The organism is Hoeflea sp., from assembly GCF_039975035.1.
Classification (GTDB): domain Bacteria; phylum Pseudomonadota; class Alphaproteobacteria; order Rhizobiales; family Rhizobiaceae; genus Hoeflea.
The window spans coordinates 24,070-41,020 of record NZ_JBDWHW010000071.1 but is presented as its reverse complement, the minus strand read 5'-3'; the positions used below and the strand labels follow the sequence as shown (position 1 = coordinate 41,020).

Below are 16,951 nucleotides of genomic sequence, written 5' to 3'. Positions count from 1 at the left end.
GCCCAGCAAGAGCGGCTCACCTGGATCAAGTTCCAGACGAACCGCCCTTGCTCCGGGAGGCTCTGTGGAAGCCCTGGCTTGTCCTTGCGGCAACCTCAGCTCAGGCCAAGGTTGCGTCCGCTGGAGGGATCAAAGCACAGAACCTTTTCAGGCTTCCAACTGAATTGCACGGCATCGTCGATATGAATCTGGGTCTGGGCCGAGACTGTGGCGTGCAGATGCGTGCCGTTGATATCGAGTGTCAGGATCTTGATCACCCCGTGGTTCTCGATGTCGAAGACCCGAGCCGACGCGGGGCCGTTGTCGTCAAGCACCACATCTTCAGGGCGAATGCCAAAGCTGATCCGGACCCCGTCGTTGCCCTGCGGAGAGGCGACGGGGAGGCTGAATTTTCCGGCGTCCAGAACCGCCGTGTTGCCCTTCAGCATGCCTTCAAGAAGGTTCATCGGCGGGGTGCCGACCGAGCGGGCGACGAAGGTGTTGAGCGGCTTGGCATAGATTTCGGAAGGTGTGCCGACCTGCACCAGCTTGCCCTTGTTGAGCACGCCGATCTTGTCACCCATCGACATGGCCTCGACCTGGTCGTGGGTCACGAAAACAAAGGTTGCGCCGAGTTCGCTATGCAGCTTTTTCAGCTCAACGCGCAATACATCGCGCAGATTGGCGTCAAGCGCGGACAGGGGTTCATCCATCAGGAAGACGCGAGGTTGGCGTACAATGGCCCGGCCAATGGAGACACGCTGCATCTCGCCGCCGGAAAGGCGTTCCACCTTGCGGTCGAGCAACCGGGTGATCTGCAGGGTTTCGGCAACCCGGTCGACGCGCTCTTTGATCTCTGCGGCGGTAAAATTTTGCGTCCGGGATTTCAACGGGAATTCGAGGTTGCCACGTACGGTCATGCGCGGGTAGAGCGAGTATTGCTGCAGCACCAGAGCCACGTCACGCTCGGCTGCGTTCCATTTCGTGGCGTCATGCCCGTCGATGATGACCTTGCCGGAATTGGGAACCTCCAGGCCCGCGATCAGGCGGAGCGTGGTGGTCTTGCCCGCGCCGGTCTGGCCGAGAAGCACGAAAAATTCGCCGTCCTTGATGTCGAGATCGAGATCCCGCAATGCGGTGTTGGAGCCGAATTTCTTGGTGATGCCTTGCAAAGCGATATCAGCCATCAGTTTGCTCCCCGCAAATTGAGGCCTGTGGCCGTATCAAAGAAATGCGCCTGTGAGGGATCGAGCCTGACCCAGATCTTCTGGCCCTCGCCCGAGACGAACGCGCTCTCCGTGCGGGCGCGCAGCACCGTGCCGCCGAGGCGGACATCGACGATGTCGTGGCTGCCCAGCGGCTCGATGTTGGTTGTCACCACTTCGACAAAACCCTCGGAGTGCTGATGCGCAAGCATCACGGCTTCCGGCCTGATGCCCAGGGTCAGCTTGCCCGCGTTGCCACGGGCCTTGCTCAATGTCTCGTCGGGGAAATGAAATCCCTGCTGTTGGTCGTTCAGCATCACGCTGTTTCCCTGGATGCGGGCGTCGTTGACATTCATCACCGGTGAACCGACGAATTTCGCAACAAACAGATTGGTCGGGTGGAGATAGACTTCGTCCGGCGCGCCGACCTGCTGGAGAACGCCGTCATGCAGGATGACGATGCGGTCGGCCAGGCTCATCGCCTCGATCTGATCGTGGGTCACGTAAACCGAGGTTGAGCCGCGCGCGATGTGCAGACGCTTGATTTCGGCCCGCATCTGTTCGCGCAGCTTGGCATCGAGCACGCCCAGCGGTTCGTCCATCAGCAGCGCCTGCGGTCGCCGGACCAGAGCCCGGCCGATTGCCACACGCTGCATGTCGCCACCCGAAAGCGCCGATGGTTTCCGGTTCAGGTGTTGCGCAATCTGCAGTGTTTCCGCCACTTCGCTGACCGCCTTGTCGCGCTCGGTCGCGTTCATCCTGACGGCGCGCAGCGGAAAGGCGATGTTCTCGCGCACGGTCATGTGCGGATACAGCGAGAAGGACTGGAACACGAAGGCAATGTCCCGGTCGGCAGCCTTGCGGTCCTGCACCTCGGTTCCGTTGATCAGGATCTTGCCTGATGTCACGGTCTCGAGGCCGGCGATGGCGCGCAGCGCGGTGGTCTTGCCGCCGCCCGACTGCCCCAGCATGACGACGAATTCACCGTCCTCGATGGTCAGGTTCAGGTTCTTCAGCACCTGGTGATGGCCAAAGAACTTCTGCACGTTCTGGATGTCGATCTGGGCCATCAGGTGTTCCCTCCGCTCTTGGAGCCGGCCTGGCTGGCATTCTCGTTGATCTCGAGCGTGTCGAGGGATTCGTCGATGAAACCCTCGTCCTTGTCCGGATCGGGAGCGATCTTGGAGGTGACCATGAAGGCAATCAGTCCAACCAGAGTGAGCGTGACGCCGTACTGGTGCAGGAACAGGCTCCAGGGCTGGCACAGCGAGATAATGCCGAAGATCATCAGGCCTTGTGCAAAGGGGGCAAGAAAGCGCTGGTTTGTGCTGCGAAAACTCATTTGCGGATCGCTCCGAAGGACATGCCGCGCAGCAAATGGTTGCGCAGAAGGAAGGTGAAGATGGCGACCGGGATCAGGAACAGCAGTGTACCTGCGGCGATCACGGTCCAGTCCGGCAGGCCACTGCCGACCTGCGAGGGAATGTAGGGCGGCGCGGTCTGGGCGTTGCGGTTGGTCATGATCAACGCAAAGGCATATTCGTTCCACGCGGTGATGAAACAGAACACGGCCGTGGCCGCCATGCCGGTCAGCGCCTCGGGTAGCACCACCTTGAAAAACGCCTGCATCCGCGTGTAGCCGTCAACAAGTGCCGCCTCCTCGTATTCGCGCGGAATTTCGTCGATGAAGCCCTTCATGATCCACACCGCGAAACTCAGGTTGAAGGCGGTATAGAGGATAATCAGGCCCATATGGGTGTCGTTGAGCCCCACCACCCGGTACATCAGGAACATGGGGATCGCCACCACCACGGGCGGCAGCATTCGGGTCGACAGGATGAAGAACAGCCAGTCATCCTCGCCCTTCACCTTGAAGCGGCTGAACCCGTAGGCGGTCAGTGTGCCCATCGACACCGCGAGCACGGTGGATATGATCGAGATGATCAGCGAGTTCTTGAAACGGTCGCCATAGCCTGACGACTTGACCTCGCCGGTCTTGCCGTTGCGCACCACCTTTTCGCCGCCATCAAACACCATCTGTTCCCACCACGGCGCGGCGGCATACTCTTCGGGAGTTGGCTGGTCGCGCAGTTGCGAGCGCTTGGTGAACAGCTTGACGAATGGCGATACCGTCGGCTCGAAAATCACCGTGGGCGGGATCGTGGTCGCCAGGTTGCGGGGTTTGAACGAGGTTGCCGCGATCCAGTAGATCGGGGTGAGCATGATTGCGAGCGCGACGAATACCGCAACGATCGCCATCCGGTTTGTAAGGATTTCCCGGGGGGTGCGTACGCCAGCCATCTTAGCGCGCCTTCACTTTGTTGAGATATTTCACATAGATATTGGTGATTGCGACCACCATGATCAGCACGATGTAGGCCAGCGCCGAAGACATGCCGGTCTGCCATTCCTGAAACGCCATCTTGTAGAGCCGGATGGCGATCAGCTCGGTCGTTGGTTGTGACGACAGCACATATGCCAGGTCGAAGGTCTTGAACGCTTCCATCGTGCGAAAGATGATGGCGATCATCAGGATCGGTGCGACCAGCGGCAGCGTGATGCGGAAGAAGGTGTAGACACCCGACGCGCGGTCGATCTCGGCCGCCTCATAGAGGTGTTTTGGCACCGCGGAGAGACCGGCCAGCGACAGCAGCATGACAAACGGGGCCCACATCCAGATATCGACAATGGCGATGGCGTAAAGCGCCATATCCGGATCCGCCAGCCATTCGAACTTATCGAGTCCGAGGAAATAGTTGATGATGCCGAAATTCGGATCATAGAGCAGCTTCCAGAACAACCCGACGACCGCCATCGACAGCATCATCGGCAGCAGCAGCAACGTCGTGATCAGACCTTTGGCGGGGATCGAACGGTTGAGCAACATGGCAAGGCCGAAGCCGACGATCACCTGTCCGGTGACCGATATCAGCACGTATTTGGCCGTGATCGAGAAATTCTTCCAGATGAACGGATCACTGAGCAGGTCGCGGTAATTCTGCAGCCCGACAAAATTTGCCGGCGCATTGGTCGAGGCCCTGAAATCCGTGAAGGAATAGGCCAGCGAATAAAGCAGCGGGAAAATGTTGAAAATGATCAGGAACGCAATTGTCGGAATGATGAACAGGTTGCGGATGGTCAGGTCGCTCAGCCCTTTCGCGGCGGCGCGCGAATTCGGGTCCAGATTGGTCATGACTGGGGACGCCACGGGATATCTTCCTTGCGTTTCAGATTGTTCGGGAAGGAAGGGGCGCCGCAGCGCCCCTTGTTGGTTGATTCCGGCGGGAAGCGGTTACTGTGCCCGACCGTACTTCTTGAAGGTGGCTTCCCAATCCGATGCCAGTGCATCGAGAGTGTCCTTGGCCGTGCCTTCGTTGCCCACGATGAAGGGGTACAGACGCTGGTTGGCCGCCGTCAGCAGTTCCGCGAATTCCGGCACTGCCCAGAAGTCCTTGACCTTGAACATGGTCTGGTAGAACGCCTCATTGTAAGGCGTTGCCTTGCGGAATTCCTCGGACTGAAGCACGGCAGCACTTGCGGTATAGCCGCCAAGTTCGGCCCAGCGCTTCTGGGTTTCGTCCTTGATGAACCATTCCAGAAATTTCATCGCTTCTTCCTGGTTCTCGGAATACTTGACGATGGAGATGCCCTGGCCGCCAAGCGCCGCATACTGATCGCCATCAGGTCCTGCCGGGTTGGCGAAGAAGCCGGTGTTGGCGGCATGCGGGTTGGAAGCCTCGTTGAGCAGGGCCGGGAAAAAGGCGAAATAGTTCATCGACATGGCCACCAGGCCTTCGGTGATCGCCTGGTTGTTTTCCACGAAGAAGGTCTTGGCCCAGCCCGGAGGGGTGAAACCGTAAAGCTTCTTGTAGTTTTCCAGCGCGGCAACAGCCTTGTCGCTGTTTACATAACCGTCGACTTCATAGGTTTCGAAGTTGCCCAGATCCGCGCCATAGGAGAAGATCGCGTTTTCCACGCCCATGACCATCGCGTCATAGGAATTGTCGGTGTAAATGGCGATGCCGTAGCGGTTTTCGTCGGGACGATGGAAGAACTCGGCGATGTCGGTGAGCTGTTTCCAGTCCTTGGGCGGCGCCAGATCGTAGCCGTATTTCTCCTTGAAGGCGGTCATTTCAGCCGGATCTTCGAACCAGTCCTTGCGATAGGACCAGCCAACCGCATCGCCTTCGGCCGGAACCGCCCAGTACTTGCCCGAATTGCCCGGATACTCGGCATAATATTTCACGGTCGCGGGAGCCATGACTTCGCTGAGATTGTGCTCGTTGAAGAAGTCGGTCAGATCGACATAGTGGCCGCCTTCGGAGGCGGCACCAAGCCACTGGCTGTCACCAACGATCATGTCGTAGGCAGAGCCGCGGGCGTTGAATTCGGTAAAGGCCTTGGTCTGAAAGTCAGCCCATGGCGTCGTTTCGACAGTCACCGAAACGCCGGTTTCCGCCTCGTACTCATTGACGAGTTCCTGAAGATAGTTAGCTGGGTCCCATTCGGCCCAGAAGATTGTCAATTCCTGTGCATACGCCGAAGTGCCGCTTGCCAAGGCAAGTGCAAGTCCCCCTGCGATGCTGATCATTTTAGTGCGCATTCTGATCTCCTCCCATTGATAGCCATTCGATTTCAACCGGCCGGCAAATTCAGGCTTTTGACCTGCATTCGCTGTGCTGCGAGTGCTGGCCTTCGTTGATATGTTTTGCACCTCTCATGCTTGGGTGACCCTCCACAGTCACTTTCTGCAATATCAATTTGGTATTACCAAATTTGGTTTCGGTCAACCGCTTCAATTGGTCTTACAGAATGTCTTATTGCATAAATATGACATGGAAAATGCTAGAAGGATTGAAAAACAGGCTTTTGTAAAGAAAATTCTCCATTAGACTGATGGGATGAGAAAGTGGAAAATTCCATGATTGGTAAGACCAGATTAGATTCCTGTCGGTGTTCTACCCTCATTCACCGCATCGGCAATGGCGGATCGGACCAGTGCGCAAGCTGCCCATTTGGCAACCTGGGAAGACTGTGTGTCGGACAATTGCCAGATATCCTTGAGTACGGTGTAGAGCTCGACGCCGAAGATCAGCGAGATGGCCTGGGCAAGGCGGTCAAACTCGGCTTCCGTCAAATGGCCGCGCAGCGGCGACAGCGCATCGTTGAGAAGGTCGATGCGGTGACCTCGGGTGAAACGGGGCTGATCGCCTGGCGTGCCGTCCTGCGCCCATTGTTCAAGCGACAATCTCAGCGCCGCCTTGAAGGTCGCCTCAAACTCGGAGATGCGGGGCAGGGCCTTGTCGAACAAGTCAAGGATGCGCTGCTCGGCGTCCTGGGTCTTGCCCTTCCATTTCAGGATTGGGCCAAGCGCCTCGTCGACCACTGCATGGACCAGCGCCGCCTGGTTGGGGAAATACCGGTAGGCGGTGGCGCGCGAAACCTCGGCGGCCTCGGCGACTTCGCTCACCGATGGCGTCAGGCCCGATTGCATCAGGCGGCTGGCGGTCGTCACCATCAATTTGCGTGTGCGGGCGCGGGGGCCGTGTTCGGGTTTCATGACTGTACCGGTTGACTGTTGTGAGACGTTGATACCATTATGATACTCACGTCTCAAAAATGGGCAACCCCGGTTTTCGAGTTTGCTAAAAACAAGCGGCAGCGTCAGGGAGCGGACGCTGGTTGTGGAGGGAGGAAGGTTTGAAACACGTCTATGTGGTCGGCACCGCCGACACCAAGGGGCCTGAACTCGCCTATCTGGCGGAAGTGATCGCAGGGAGCGGCGTACCGGTGGTTCTGGTCGACGTCGGAACGCGCGAGCCTTCGATCAGGGTGGATATCGCGGCCAGCGAAGTCGCATCCTGTCATCCGGACGGCGCCGGCGCGGTCTTGTCTGGCGATGACCGTGGGGTTGCGGTTGCAGCCATGAGCGTCGCCTTTTCAATTTTCATCACCGGCCGCCAGGATATTGCCGGCATCATAGGTATTGGCGGCGGCGGCGGAACATCGATTGTCACCGCCGGGATGCGTGGTCTGCCCTACGGCCTGCCCAAGATCATGGTCTCGACGCTGGCCTCGGGCGATGTCGGTCCCTATGTCGATATTTCCGATATTGTGATGATGCCCTCGGTCACCGACTTTGCCGGTCTCAACCAACTCAGCCGCATGATTGTTCACAACGCGGCCCATGCAATCTCCGGGATGGTTGGCTCGGTCTACCAGGCGCGCGAAGAGCAAAGCTCGGTCGGCCTGACCATGTTCGGCGTGACCACGCAGTGCGTCACCTCGATGGTCGAGCAGCTCAAGTCCAGCCATGATTGCATGGTGTTCCATGCGACCGGTGTCGGCGGGCGAACCATGGAAAAGCTGGTCGATGACGGGGTCCTGTCGGGCGTGCTCGACATCACCACCACCGAAGTCTGCGACTTGCTCGTCGGTGGCGTGCTGCCGGCAACGCCAGCGCGGTTTGATGCAATCGCGCGCACTGGCGTTCCCTATGTCGGCTCCGTTGGGGCGCTCGATATGGTCAATTTCTGGGCGCCGGAAACCGTGCCTGCCGGTTTTGCGGGACGTCAATTCTATCATCACAACAGCAATGTCACACTGATGCGCACGAACCAGGAGGAATGCCGACGGATCGGCAACTGGATCGGACGCAAGCTCAGCGCCTGCAATGGCCCGCTGCGATTTCTCATTCCCGAACGCGGCGTATCGGCGCTGGATATCGAGGGCGGCGCATTTTTCGATCGGGAGGCGGATGAAGTTCTGTTCGCCGCGATCGAAGACGCCTTCGATGCCTCCGCCGACCGGCGGATCGAGCGTCTGCCGCTTCATATCAATGACCCGGCCTTTGCCAAGGCCGCGGTCGAGACTTTCCTGTCACTTACCTGAAAGAGCACCTTATGCCCGCAATACCCCGCAAGGACATTCTCGCCCGGCTCAACTCCATGGTTGCGCAAGGCCTTCCCATCATTGGCGGAGGTGCCGGAACCGGGCTTTCGGCCAAGGCGGAGGAAGCCGGAGGCATCGACCTGATCATCATCTACAATTCAGGGCGATACCGCATGGCCGGACGTGGCTCTGCTGCAGGGCTGCTGGCCTACGGAAACGCCAATGAAATCGTCAAGGAAATGGCAGTGGAGGTGTTGCCGGTGGTGCGCACCACGCCGGTACTTGCCGGCGTAAACGGCACCGACCCGTTTGTGCTGATGCCGCAATTCCTGGCGGAACTGAAATATATGGGTTTTTCCGGCGTGCAGAATTTCCCCACCATCGGCCTGTTTGACGGGGCGATGCGGCAGAGTTTCGAGGAAACCGGCATGGGCTTCGGTCTGGAAGTCGACATGATTGCCGCCGCCCACGAACTCGATCTGTTGACGACGCCTTATGTGTTCAACACCGGCGAAGCCGAAGCAATGGCGCGCGCCGGCGCCGACATCATCGTGGCGCATATGGGCGTGACCACCGGCGGCAGCATAGGTGCGACATCGGCAAAAAGTCTTGATGATTGCGTCGCCGAGATCGATGCCATAGCGGCTGCGGCGCGCGGCATCCGCGCCGACATCATCATTCTGTGTCACGGCGGGCCGATTTCGATGCCCGACGATGCTGCCTATGTGCTGTCGCGCTGCAACGGCTGTCACGGATTTTACGGAGCCAGTTCAGCAGAACGGCTGCCCGCCGAAACCGCCATCCGCGACCAGATCCGCAATTTCAAATCCCTGCCGAACCTGAAAGGAACCCAGTCATGAGCGAGACCTTGTTTGTCTATCCGGAAGCCGTCGACCGTTTTGCCTTCGATTGGGGTCACCTGACGGTGACTTGCGGGCCATCGGTCAACGGTGCCGGCCGGTTTTCCGCCGGTGTCGTGCATGTTCCGCCCGGCCAGGGCCATTCCCGGCACAATCATCCCGGCGCCGAGGAAATCATCTATGTGCTGGAAGGCAATGGCGAACAGATGGTCGAGGATACAAAGGGCAATCCGGTGACCGAACAGGTGCGCGCCGGCTGCACCATCTTCGTGCCGGAAAGCCGCTTTCATTCGACACTGAACACCGGCGACAAACCGATGAAGCTGTTCGTGGTCTACAGCCCGGCCGGCCCGGAGGAGCTCCTTAGGGAACTTCCCGATTTCCGTCTTGTCCCGCCGCCGCACGCTTGAACAGGGAGCTGACAAAGATGCACGATATTTCCCCCTTGCACGCCGCTTCGGCCGATGATCTGCCCTACCGCTTCGCGGATCTGGATGCAGCCATGGAGACAGCCGGGCTCGATGCCCTGGTCGCGACATCGAAACACAATGTCCGCTATCTCCTTGGCGGCTATCAGTTCATCTTCTTCTCGGCGATGGATGCCATCGGACAAAGCCGTTATCTGCCGGCCTTTGTCTATGTTCGCGGAAAGCCGGACTGCACCGGATACTTCGCCAACAAGATGGAGATCCATGAGCACAAGGTGTCGCCGTTCTGGGTTCCCGAGTTCCGTCCCGATCATTGGGGCTCGGTGGACACCATGAAAGCTGCCGCCGCGCACTTGCAGAAATGCGGGGTTGCGAGCGGCAGGATTGGGTTCGAGGCCGGGTTCATGCCCAAGGACGGGTTTGATGCGCTCACGCAAGCCTTGCCGCAGGCGACGCTGGTCGATGCCAGCATGGAACTCACCCGGCTGCGCATGATCAAGTCGAAGCCGGAACTCGATCTGTTGCGCGAGGCCACTGCGCGGATCAGCCAATCCATGCAGGCAACAATCCTTGCATCAGGCGAAGGCAGTTCGAAACACCAGATCATCGAACGTCTGCGTCAGGAAGAGACCAGACGCGAGCTGGCGTTCGAATATTGCCTGCTGACACTTGGCGACAGTCATGTCCGGGCCGGCTCGAACCAGAGCTGGAACAAGGGCGAGGTGATGTCCATCGATTCGGGTGGCAATCTTCATGGCTATATCGGCGACATCTGCCGGATGGGCGTGCTTGGCGAACCCGATGCCGAACTGGTCGATCTGCTGGCCGAGATCGAGGCCGTGCAGCAGGCAGCTTTCGCCTGTATCGCTCCGGGCCGGACCGGTGCGGAGATGATTGCCGCAGGCGAGGCTGAGCTCCGGCGCGGGCCCAATGCAAAGCACAATGATTTCTTCGCGCATGGCATGGGCCTGATCAGCCACGAAGCGCCGTTCCTGATGACAAACCACCCTGTGGCTTATGAAGGTGTCGATGCGGACAAACCGTTCCGTCCCGGCATGGTTCTTTCGGTGGAAACCACGCTGCAGCACCCGAAGCGTGGATACATCAAGCTCGAGGACACCATCATCGTCACCGATGACGGACATGAATTGTTCGGCGACGACAATCGCGGATGGATCGTCAGTTCGACGTAATCGATGTTGCGTTCAAACGGACAATTTGAACGTTAACGTACCTGCATCAGGCGCGGGCGATATGGTGCTGGGCCGTTGCCTGATCGCCGGACCAGTCAACGCCGGCGATTCCGGTCAGGAAACCGTCGGCATAGCGGCCGCCCGGCGCCTGCGGCAGGGCTTTCGCCGATAGGGTTTCGGCATCGATTTTCCCGTCAATCAGCTCGCGAAACAGTCCGCAGAGACTGACGAAACCTTCGGACTGGGGTGACAGGCGCAGCGATGCCACGCCGGCCTCACGCAGGCCGGGCACCTGATAGGCCGCGTTGGCGCAGCTTGCCGAGAGCGTCTGGACTCCGTTGACCGCCAGAAACGGCTGTCCGTCCAGGGTGTCGACCGCGCGGCCATCGGGATCGTCGCCGCAAACGAACTGGCAATTGTCCTTGGCCCGATCATGCAGACGCGCGTGATAGCAGCGCCCCGAGATCGCCAGCGGCAAGCGGCCCCATCCCCACACCTCGATCGGGATTGTCGCGGCCTTGGCCAGGGTGGCAATCGAGCTCAGCGGCAATTCCGGCGGCAGGCAGATCCGTGTTGCGCCGCGCGCGGCGAGCCAGCCCAGCGTGCCTTCATTGTAGACATTGACCAAGGGGCCGACCGAGAAGGCGGTGTCGGGGGCAAGATGTGCCATTGTCGAAAGGTCGTTGACCTCGACCTCAAGCCCCATGTCGGCCAGTTCGGCGGTCAGCTTGCGTTCGCGCTTGAGCGTGATCAATGCGAGGCTGGTCATGGCAACCGTCTTTCCCGCCGCCTGCAGACGCTCGACGACTTCGGGGAAATGAACCTGGTAAAACGGCAGCCGCTTGGAGCAGACCAGTTCGCCCAGCACCACGGTTTCGACCGGTGCCTCGTCGGCGAGCCGCAGATAAAAGTCACGCCAGATGGCAGCGTCCCAGAAAAACTGGTTCGGTCCGACAGTCAGTTCCATGTTCATGTATCCCTCTCGCCTATCTCCATGTCTTGCGATAGGCCCCGGTGGTGGCGGCCTGGCCTTCTGTCAGGCTGGCAAGTGTGCCAGGCGGCACCGGATTTCCCGCCGCCACCGCTTCAACCGCGCTGCGGAAACTGCGCACCACCTGCGCCACATAGGAGCGTGATCGCTGCCTGCCCTCGATCTTGAGGGCCGTCACGCCGGCTTTCGCCAGCGCCGGGATCAGATCCTTGGCGTCCAGGCTGCTGGGGTCTTCGAATACATAGCCGGTCTTGTCGCCTGAATGGAAACAGCCCTTGCACAGCGTCGGGTATGGCGCTGGCGCGTCCTTGGCGTTGCGGTGGATGGTGTAGCCGCCAAGTTTGGCTGCCAGTTCGCCTCTGGTTTCTTCATATTGCACATGCGAGGGCGGTGAGCAGACACCGTTCATGTTGGGTGATTTGCCGGTGATGTAGGACGACAGCGAACAGCGTCCCTCCGCCATCACGCAAAGCCCGCCAAACACGAAGACTTCGGTTTCCACTTCGATCTCGCGATTGATCGCGGCGATTTCGGCGACAGTGAGCACCCGTGGCAGCACAACGCGGCGTACTCCAAAGGCTGATGCGTAGAAGTTGATGGCGTCGGGATTGGCTGCCGCGGCCTGCACCGAAAGATGACGTCGCAGGCCAGGGTGATGCTCGCTGGCGTGGGCCAGAAGGCCCAGATCGGCCAGAATGACCGCATATGCGCCCGCGGTTTCAGCGTCGGCCACCGCGCGGTGCCAGAGCTGTTCTGCCCCGGCACGAGGAAAGGTGTTGATCGCCACCAGCACCTTGGCGTCGCGATGGCGGGCATAGGCAACGCCAGCAGCCAGTTCCTCACGACTGAAGTTCAGGCCGGGGAAATTGCGGGCATTGGTTTCATCGGCAAAGCCGCAATAGATGGTGTGGGCTCCGGCGTCGACTGCGGCGCGCAGGGCTGCCGGGGTGCCGGCAGGGCAGACGAGTTCCATCATTGCGGCATCTCCGCCCGGCGCAACGGCATGCCGGTCCTGCGTGCGACAAGATCGATGAACGGGTACAGAAGCGTGCTGAATGGTCCCGAAAAACCGGCTATTTCCGCGCCCAGATCAAGCTCGGAATCATCAATGGCGTTGCGCAGCGCCAAGGCGGCGGCGGTGTCGCCGTCAATCACCAGATCGCGCGAGAAAAACAGCGCGTCGCCATCCCAGGTGCCGTGCACCAGACCCAGCAGCGCAGCCAGCGGCCCGGCGATACGTGCGTCTGCCGCGGGCGGGTGGCGGTGCAGGGTGATGCGCATGGCTGTCGGGTGAGGGTGCAGCAGCAAGGTGACAGGCAGATCGGTGGGGACAATGGCAAACCGGCAACCAGCATGCGGCCCCAACCGGTCGATCAGTCCCGGGTGACGGATGACAAGCCGCCGCGCCAGCATTGTCAGCACCTGGGCCAAAGGTGTCAGCGGCGCCGCTCGCAGGACGCCGACCAGCAGCGCCGGGATGGTGGGAAATGACGTGTGAATATCGGACACATGAGCCTCGGTCGGAAGACGGCAGTTGTTATGCGAGTCTAATCGCGTGGCGGCGTGGAAGACTTGACATATGTCAAGTCGAAGCGCGAAGCGGGCTGTTAACACATCATGATCCCAGCCAAGGAAATCATCTTGGACGCCATCCACCGCCATCTTCCCGTCTTTGCAAACCTGCGCTCGTTTCTCGACTGGTCGGAGGGACAGGGGGATTTGTTGCGGGTTGCTCAACCCGTGGCAACCAGCCAGCAGATGACCGCGGTCCATATGAAGGTGTTGCGGGCGGGCGGGCAGGTGCTGCGGTTTGACCAGCCGGTGTTACCCGACGGCCGCACCTCTGACGTCCCGGTGGTGGCAAACCTCTTCGGCACACGCCGCCGCGTCGCCGCCGGTCTGGGATTGCTGCCCGAACAAATCGCCGATTTCGGAGGGTTTCTGGCCGAATTGCGCGCACCTGCCCCGGTTGACGGGATGCGCGATGCGCTGTCTCGCTGGCCGATGCTGAAGGCCGCGCTGAGCACCCGGCCCCGCATGTTGCGCAAGGCGCCGGTGCACAATGTGGTGACTGAAACCCCCGATCTGACGAGGCTGCCGGTGCAGACCTGCTGGCCCGGTGATGCCGGACCGCTGATCACCTGGCCGGTGGTGCTGACACGGCCCCGGGGCAGCGACGCGCAAGCTGTCGCAAATTATAATGCGGGCGTCTATCGCGCGCAGGTGCTGGGCCCTGACCGGCTGATCCTGCGCTGGCTGGCGCATCGCGGAGGTGCGGCGCATCATCGCAGCTGGGCGCGCGAGGGTGAACCGATGCCTGTGGCCATTGTGCTGGGGGCCGATCCGGCAACCTTGCTGGCCGCAGCGCTTCCCTTGCCCGAAACCGTGTCCGAACTGGCATTTTCAGGCGTTCTTCGCGGCACGCGCACGGAACTGGTGCCGGCACGAACGGTGCCGCTTCTGGTACCTGCCCATGCCGAAATGGTGCTGGAAGGCTGGGTTTCCGCGACCGAAACCGCGCCGGAGGGGCCGTTCGGGGATCACACTGGTTATTACAATGCGGTCGAGAGATTTCCGGTGATGCAGGTGACCGCGCTGACCCATCGATCCAATCCGCTTTACCTGTCAACCTCGACCGGACGCCCGCCGGATGAACCGTCGGTCATCGGCGAGGTGTTCAATGATCTGGTCCTGCCGGTGATACGCCAGCAAATTCCGGAAATACGCGATCTCTGGTTGCCGCCCGCAGCCTGTTCCTACCGGATAGCGGTGGTGGCAATCGATAAGCGCTATCCGGGGCAGGCGCGCCGCGTCATGATGGCGTTGTGGGGAATGTTGCCGCAGTTCAGCTATACCAAGATGGTGATCGTGGTGGATGCCGACATTGACGTGCGCAACTGGGATGACATCGCCTGGGCCATGGCCACAAGGATGGACCCGGGGCGCGATGTGCTGATGCTGGATCGCACGCCCATGGATTACCTCGATTTTGCCTCGCCGGTTGAGGGGCTTGCGGGCAAGATGGGCATTGACGCGACCACAAAGATCGGTACGGAAACCTCGCGCGAGTGGGGTCAGGTTATCGCGACCTCACCGGAGGCCGAGGCTTTCGCCGACAATCTGCTGGCTGAAATCGGAGGCGCGCGATGAGGGTTATTCTGGGTGTTTCGGGGGCTTCGGGCGCGGCCTTGTCGGTCGCGGCCGCAGGGCATCTGCGCGCGCTGGGCGCCAGCATAGATCTGGTGGTAAGTGCGGCGGCGGAACGGACGCTGGCTACGGAATGCGGCCCCGACGCCCTGGCGCAACTGACCGCCCTTTGCGATCGAAACCATAATCTGCGTGATGTGGGCGCAACCATTGCCTCGGGTTCTTCGCCGGTGGCGGGGATGCTGGTTGCTCCCTGTTCGATGCGCAGCCTGGCCGCGATCTCCATGGGGCTGGACGATAATCTGCTGACCCGCGCGGCGAGTGTGCAGTTGAAGGAGCGCCGGCCGCTGGTTCTGCTGGCGCGGGAAACACCCTTGACGCTCGCCCATCTGCGCAACATGACGGCGGTGACGGAAATGGGAGGCATCGTCATGCCACCGGTGCCGGCATTTTATATGTGTCCCCGGACAACTGACGAGATCGTGCAGCAGATCGCGGCTCGGGCGGTTGACCTGCTGCGTCTTGGTGCTCCGGTCGCGCAAGCCTGGGCGGGCGAGGCCCAATGACGAAATTTTCCGGGCATCCCGTCCTCTCTGAATCCTGAAGCAAGCCGCGAACCGGCCTTCAGATTGCGAGGGAAACATGCCTGTTCTCGCGGTGCTTGAGCGAAGGTCCGGTCGAAGGTCTCAACAGTTCGGGTCTGGCGCGCCGTTCATTGCGAGGAACGCCGAACTTGCGTGCCTTCCGACCGAAATGCGTTTATTGCTGGATGGCGATGGAGAGCCGAGGACAATGACCAAAACCGGGGATCGGACAGACATCGGCATGGTCGAGGCCGCACGCGGGCTGCTTGTCCGTACGGTCGAACTTCATGACGGGCACGTTAAAGCTTACCACATTGTCTCGCCAACAGACTGGAACATCATGGCGCACGGTATTGTGGCACGGTGCCTGGCCACACTCGACGGGCATGACGAGGCCGGCAGGATTTCGCCTGCCCATCCGGTGGGCAACGCCATCGATCCTTGCGTCGCCTGTGAAGCGAGGGCAGCCTGATGCACGAGATGTCGATCTGCGAAAGTATTCTGGGCGTTTTGAAGGATCAGGCGCGCGAGCAGAAATTCGACCGGGTCAAGCGGGTCTGCGTCGAGATCGGGCCGTTTTCAGGGGTCGAAATCGAGGCGCTGAAATTCGGCTTCAATGTCGTCATGCGCGGTTCCATTGCCGAAGACGCCATACTGGATATCATCGAGACACCGGCCAAAGCCTGGTGTTTTTCCTGCGGGAAGGACATCGTCATCGAACAACGGTATGATGCGTGTCCCGACTGCGGATCGCACCAGTTGCAGGTGACAGGTGGCGAGGAATTGCGGATCAAGCAACTGGAGGTCAACTGATGTGTACGGTTTGCGGATGTGGAGACGGTGAAGTCCGGGTCGAGGGCGCCGACAAGGCGCATGCCCATCACCACGGCCACCATCATGATCATCACCCCCACAGCCATGATCACCATGGTTCCCTCGATTATGACACAGGCCCCGCCGGTGCGAGCGTTGCCGGCATGAGCCAAGGTCGGATGATCCAGCTCGAACACGACATTCTCGCCAAGAACAACGGTTACGCGGCGGAAAACCGCAGTTTTTTCTCAAGCCACGGCATTCTGGCGCTCAATCTCGTCTCCAGTCCCGGGTCCGGCAAGACGGCTTTGCTGGTCAAGACCATCGAACTGCTTGGCGACCGGCTCAAGAGCTATGTGGTCGAGGGGGACCAGCAGACCTCCGCCGACGCCGAGCGCATCCGTGCAACCGGCGCGCCCGCGATCCAGATCAACACCGGCAAGGGCTGCCATCTCGATGGCCACATGGTCGGTCACGCTGTCGAGCATCTGGCGCCCGGGGACGGCTCCGTGCTGTTCATTGAAAATGTCGGCAATCTGGTCTGCCCGGCGGCTTTCGATCTGGGCGAGGCGCACAAGGTGGTGATCCTGTCGGTGACCGAAGGCGAGGACAAGCCGCTGAAGTACCCCGACATGTTCGCGGCTTCGGATCTGGTGTTGATCAACAAGACCGATCTGCTGCCCTATCTTGATTTCGATGTGGATGCGGCAATCGCCAACGCCCGCAAGGTCAATCCGGCGATCAAGATACTGCAGGTGTCAGCCCGCAGCGGTGAAGGCATGGAAGCCTGGATCGCCTGGCTGGCGGCGGCGCGGGCGATGGCGCTGGCGGGTCATCGGCTGGGCGCGGCGGCGGAATAG

Annotated in this window: 19 protein-coding genes; 9 read left to right on the top strand and 10 right to left on the bottom strand. The window is 60.4% G+C overall.

Annotated features, from left to right (window positions below; translation table 11 throughout):
* Positions 1-95 precede the first annotated feature (95 nt).
* The 7 genes from ABJN75_RS06080 to ABJN75_RS06050 form a co-directional block, all read right to left on the bottom strand.
* Entirely contained in the window at positions 96-1,166 is a 1,071-nt protein-coding gene (locus ABJN75_RS06080; protein ID WP_348437790.1) for an ABC transporter ATP-binding protein, read from the bottom strand.
* The gene (locus ABJN75_RS06075; protein ID WP_348437788.1) at positions 1,166-2,254 is read right to left on the bottom strand and encodes an ABC transporter ATP-binding protein; all 1,089 of its coding nucleotides are present in this window, start codon (positions 2,252-2,254) and stop codon (positions 1,166-1,168) included. Before ABJN75_RS06075 ends, ABJN75_RS06080 begins: the two co-directional genes overlap by 1 nt.
* A complete protein-coding gene (locus ABJN75_RS06070; RefSeq protein ID WP_348437787.1) occupies positions 2,254-2,526 on the bottom strand; it encodes a hypothetical protein in 273 nt (90 codons plus the stop codon). Before ABJN75_RS06070 ends, ABJN75_RS06075 begins: the two co-directional genes overlap by 1 nt.
* A complete protein-coding gene (locus ABJN75_RS06065) occupies positions 2,523-3,485 on the bottom strand; it encodes a carbohydrate ABC transporter permease (protein WP_348437785.1) in 963 nt (320 codons plus the stop codon). Before ABJN75_RS06065 ends, ABJN75_RS06070 begins: the two co-directional genes overlap by 4 nt.
* A gap of 1 nt (position 3,486) precedes the next feature.
* The gene (locus ABJN75_RS06060; RefSeq protein WP_348437783.1) at positions 3,487-4,392 is read right to left on the bottom strand and encodes a sugar ABC transporter permease; all 906 of its coding nucleotides are present in this window, start codon (positions 4,390-4,392) and stop codon (positions 3,487-3,489) included.
* Between the two features lie 84 nt (positions 4,393-4,476).
* Positions 4,477-5,787 (bottom strand): extracellular solute-binding protein, encoded by a 1,311-nt coding sequence (locus ABJN75_RS06055; RefSeq protein ID WP_348437781.1) that lies wholly within the window; start codon positions 5,785-5,787, stop codon positions 4,477-4,479.
* Positions 5,788-6,123: 336 nt separating this feature from the next.
* Positions 6,124-6,744: a TetR/AcrR family transcriptional regulator gene (locus ABJN75_RS06050; RefSeq protein ID WP_348437779.1), complete on the bottom strand. Its 621-nt coding sequence runs from the start codon at positions 6,742-6,744 to the stop codon at positions 6,124-6,126.
* Positions 6,745-6,884: 140 nt separating this feature from the next.
* Here ABJN75_RS06050 and ABJN75_RS06045 point away from each other — a divergent pair, with 140 nt between their 5' ends.
* The 4 genes from ABJN75_RS06045 to ABJN75_RS06030 are packed head-to-tail and all read left to right on the top strand — an operon-like array spanning position 6,885 to position 10,556.
* On the top strand, positions 6,885-8,075 hold the full coding sequence (locus ABJN75_RS06045; RefSeq protein WP_348437777.1) for a Tm-1-like ATP-binding domain-containing protein: 1,191 nt from the start codon (positions 6,885-6,887) through the stop codon (positions 8,073-8,075).
* Positions 8,076-8,086: 11 nt separating this feature from the next.
* On the top strand, positions 8,087-8,935 hold the full coding sequence (locus ABJN75_RS06040; RefSeq protein WP_348437775.1) for a phosphoenolpyruvate hydrolase family protein: 849 nt from the start codon (positions 8,087-8,089) through the stop codon (positions 8,933-8,935).
* Positions 8,932-9,345: a cupin domain-containing protein gene (locus ABJN75_RS06035; protein ID WP_348437773.1), complete on the top strand. Its 414-nt coding sequence runs from the start codon at positions 8,932-8,934 to the stop codon at positions 9,343-9,345. The genes ABJN75_RS06040 and ABJN75_RS06035 overlap by 4 nt, the downstream gene beginning before the upstream one ends.
* Before the next feature lie 17 nt (positions 9,346-9,362).
* Entirely contained in the window at positions 9,363-10,556 is a 1,194-nt protein-coding gene (locus ABJN75_RS06030) for a Xaa-Pro peptidase family protein (RefSeq protein WP_348437771.1), read from the top strand.
* Positions 10,557-10,602: 46 nt separating this feature from the next.
* Here the strand turns inward: ABJN75_RS06030 and ABJN75_RS06025 are convergent, their stop codons facing one another.
* Genes ABJN75_RS06025 through ABJN75_RS06015 form a run of 3 tightly spaced genes read right to left on the bottom strand, consistent with a single transcriptional unit; the run spans position 10,603 to position 13,056 of the window.
* Positions 10,603-11,523, bottom strand: coding sequence for a U32 family peptidase (locus tag ABJN75_RS06025; protein ID WP_348437769.1), 921 nt, complete (start codon positions 11,521-11,523; stop codon positions 10,603-10,605).
* 19 nt (positions 11,524-11,542) lie between these two features.
* On the bottom strand, positions 11,543-12,520 hold the full coding sequence (locus ABJN75_RS06020) for a peptidase U32 family protein (RefSeq protein WP_348437821.1): 978 nt from the start codon (positions 12,518-12,520) through the stop codon (positions 11,543-11,545).
* Positions 12,520-13,056 (bottom strand): SCP2 sterol-binding domain-containing protein, encoded by a 537-nt coding sequence (locus ABJN75_RS06015; RefSeq protein WP_348437767.1) that lies wholly within the window; start codon positions 13,054-13,056, stop codon positions 12,520-12,522. The genes ABJN75_RS06020 and ABJN75_RS06015 overlap by 1 nt, the downstream gene beginning before the upstream one ends.
* 132 nt (positions 13,057-13,188) lie before the next feature.
* Between ABJN75_RS06015 and ABJN75_RS06010 the strand changes: the two genes are divergently transcribed.
* From ABJN75_RS06010 to hypB, 5 genes are all read left to right on the top strand, one after another.
* The gene (locus ABJN75_RS06010; protein ID WP_348437765.1) at positions 13,189-14,697 is read left to right on the top strand and encodes a UbiD family decarboxylase; all 1,509 of its coding nucleotides are present in this window, start codon (positions 13,189-13,191) and stop codon (positions 14,695-14,697) included.
* A complete protein-coding gene (locus ABJN75_RS06005) occupies positions 14,694-15,260 on the top strand; it encodes a UbiX family flavin prenyltransferase (RefSeq protein ID WP_348437763.1) in 567 nt (188 codons plus the stop codon). Before ABJN75_RS06010 ends, ABJN75_RS06005 begins: the two co-directional genes overlap by 4 nt.
* Before the next feature lie 226 nt (positions 15,261-15,486).
* Positions 15,487-15,750, top strand: a complete 264-nt coding sequence (locus tag ABJN75_RS06000) for a nickel-dependent hydrogenase large subunit (protein ID WP_348437761.1) — start codon at positions 15,487-15,489, stop codon at positions 15,748-15,750.
* Positions 15,750-16,091, top strand: coding sequence for a hydrogenase maturation nickel metallochaperone HypA (gene hypA / locus ABJN75_RS05995; protein ID WP_348437759.1), 342 nt, complete (start codon positions 15,750-15,752; stop codon positions 16,089-16,091). Before ABJN75_RS06000 ends, hypA begins: the two co-directional genes overlap by 1 nt.
* Positions 16,091-16,951 carry a hydrogenase nickel incorporation protein HypB gene (gene hypB, locus ABJN75_RS05990; protein WP_348437757.1) on the top strand — a complete coding sequence of 287 codons (861 nt, stop codon included), beginning with the start codon at positions 16,091-16,093 and terminating at the stop codon, positions 16,949-16,951. Before hypA ends, hypB begins: the two co-directional genes overlap by 1 nt.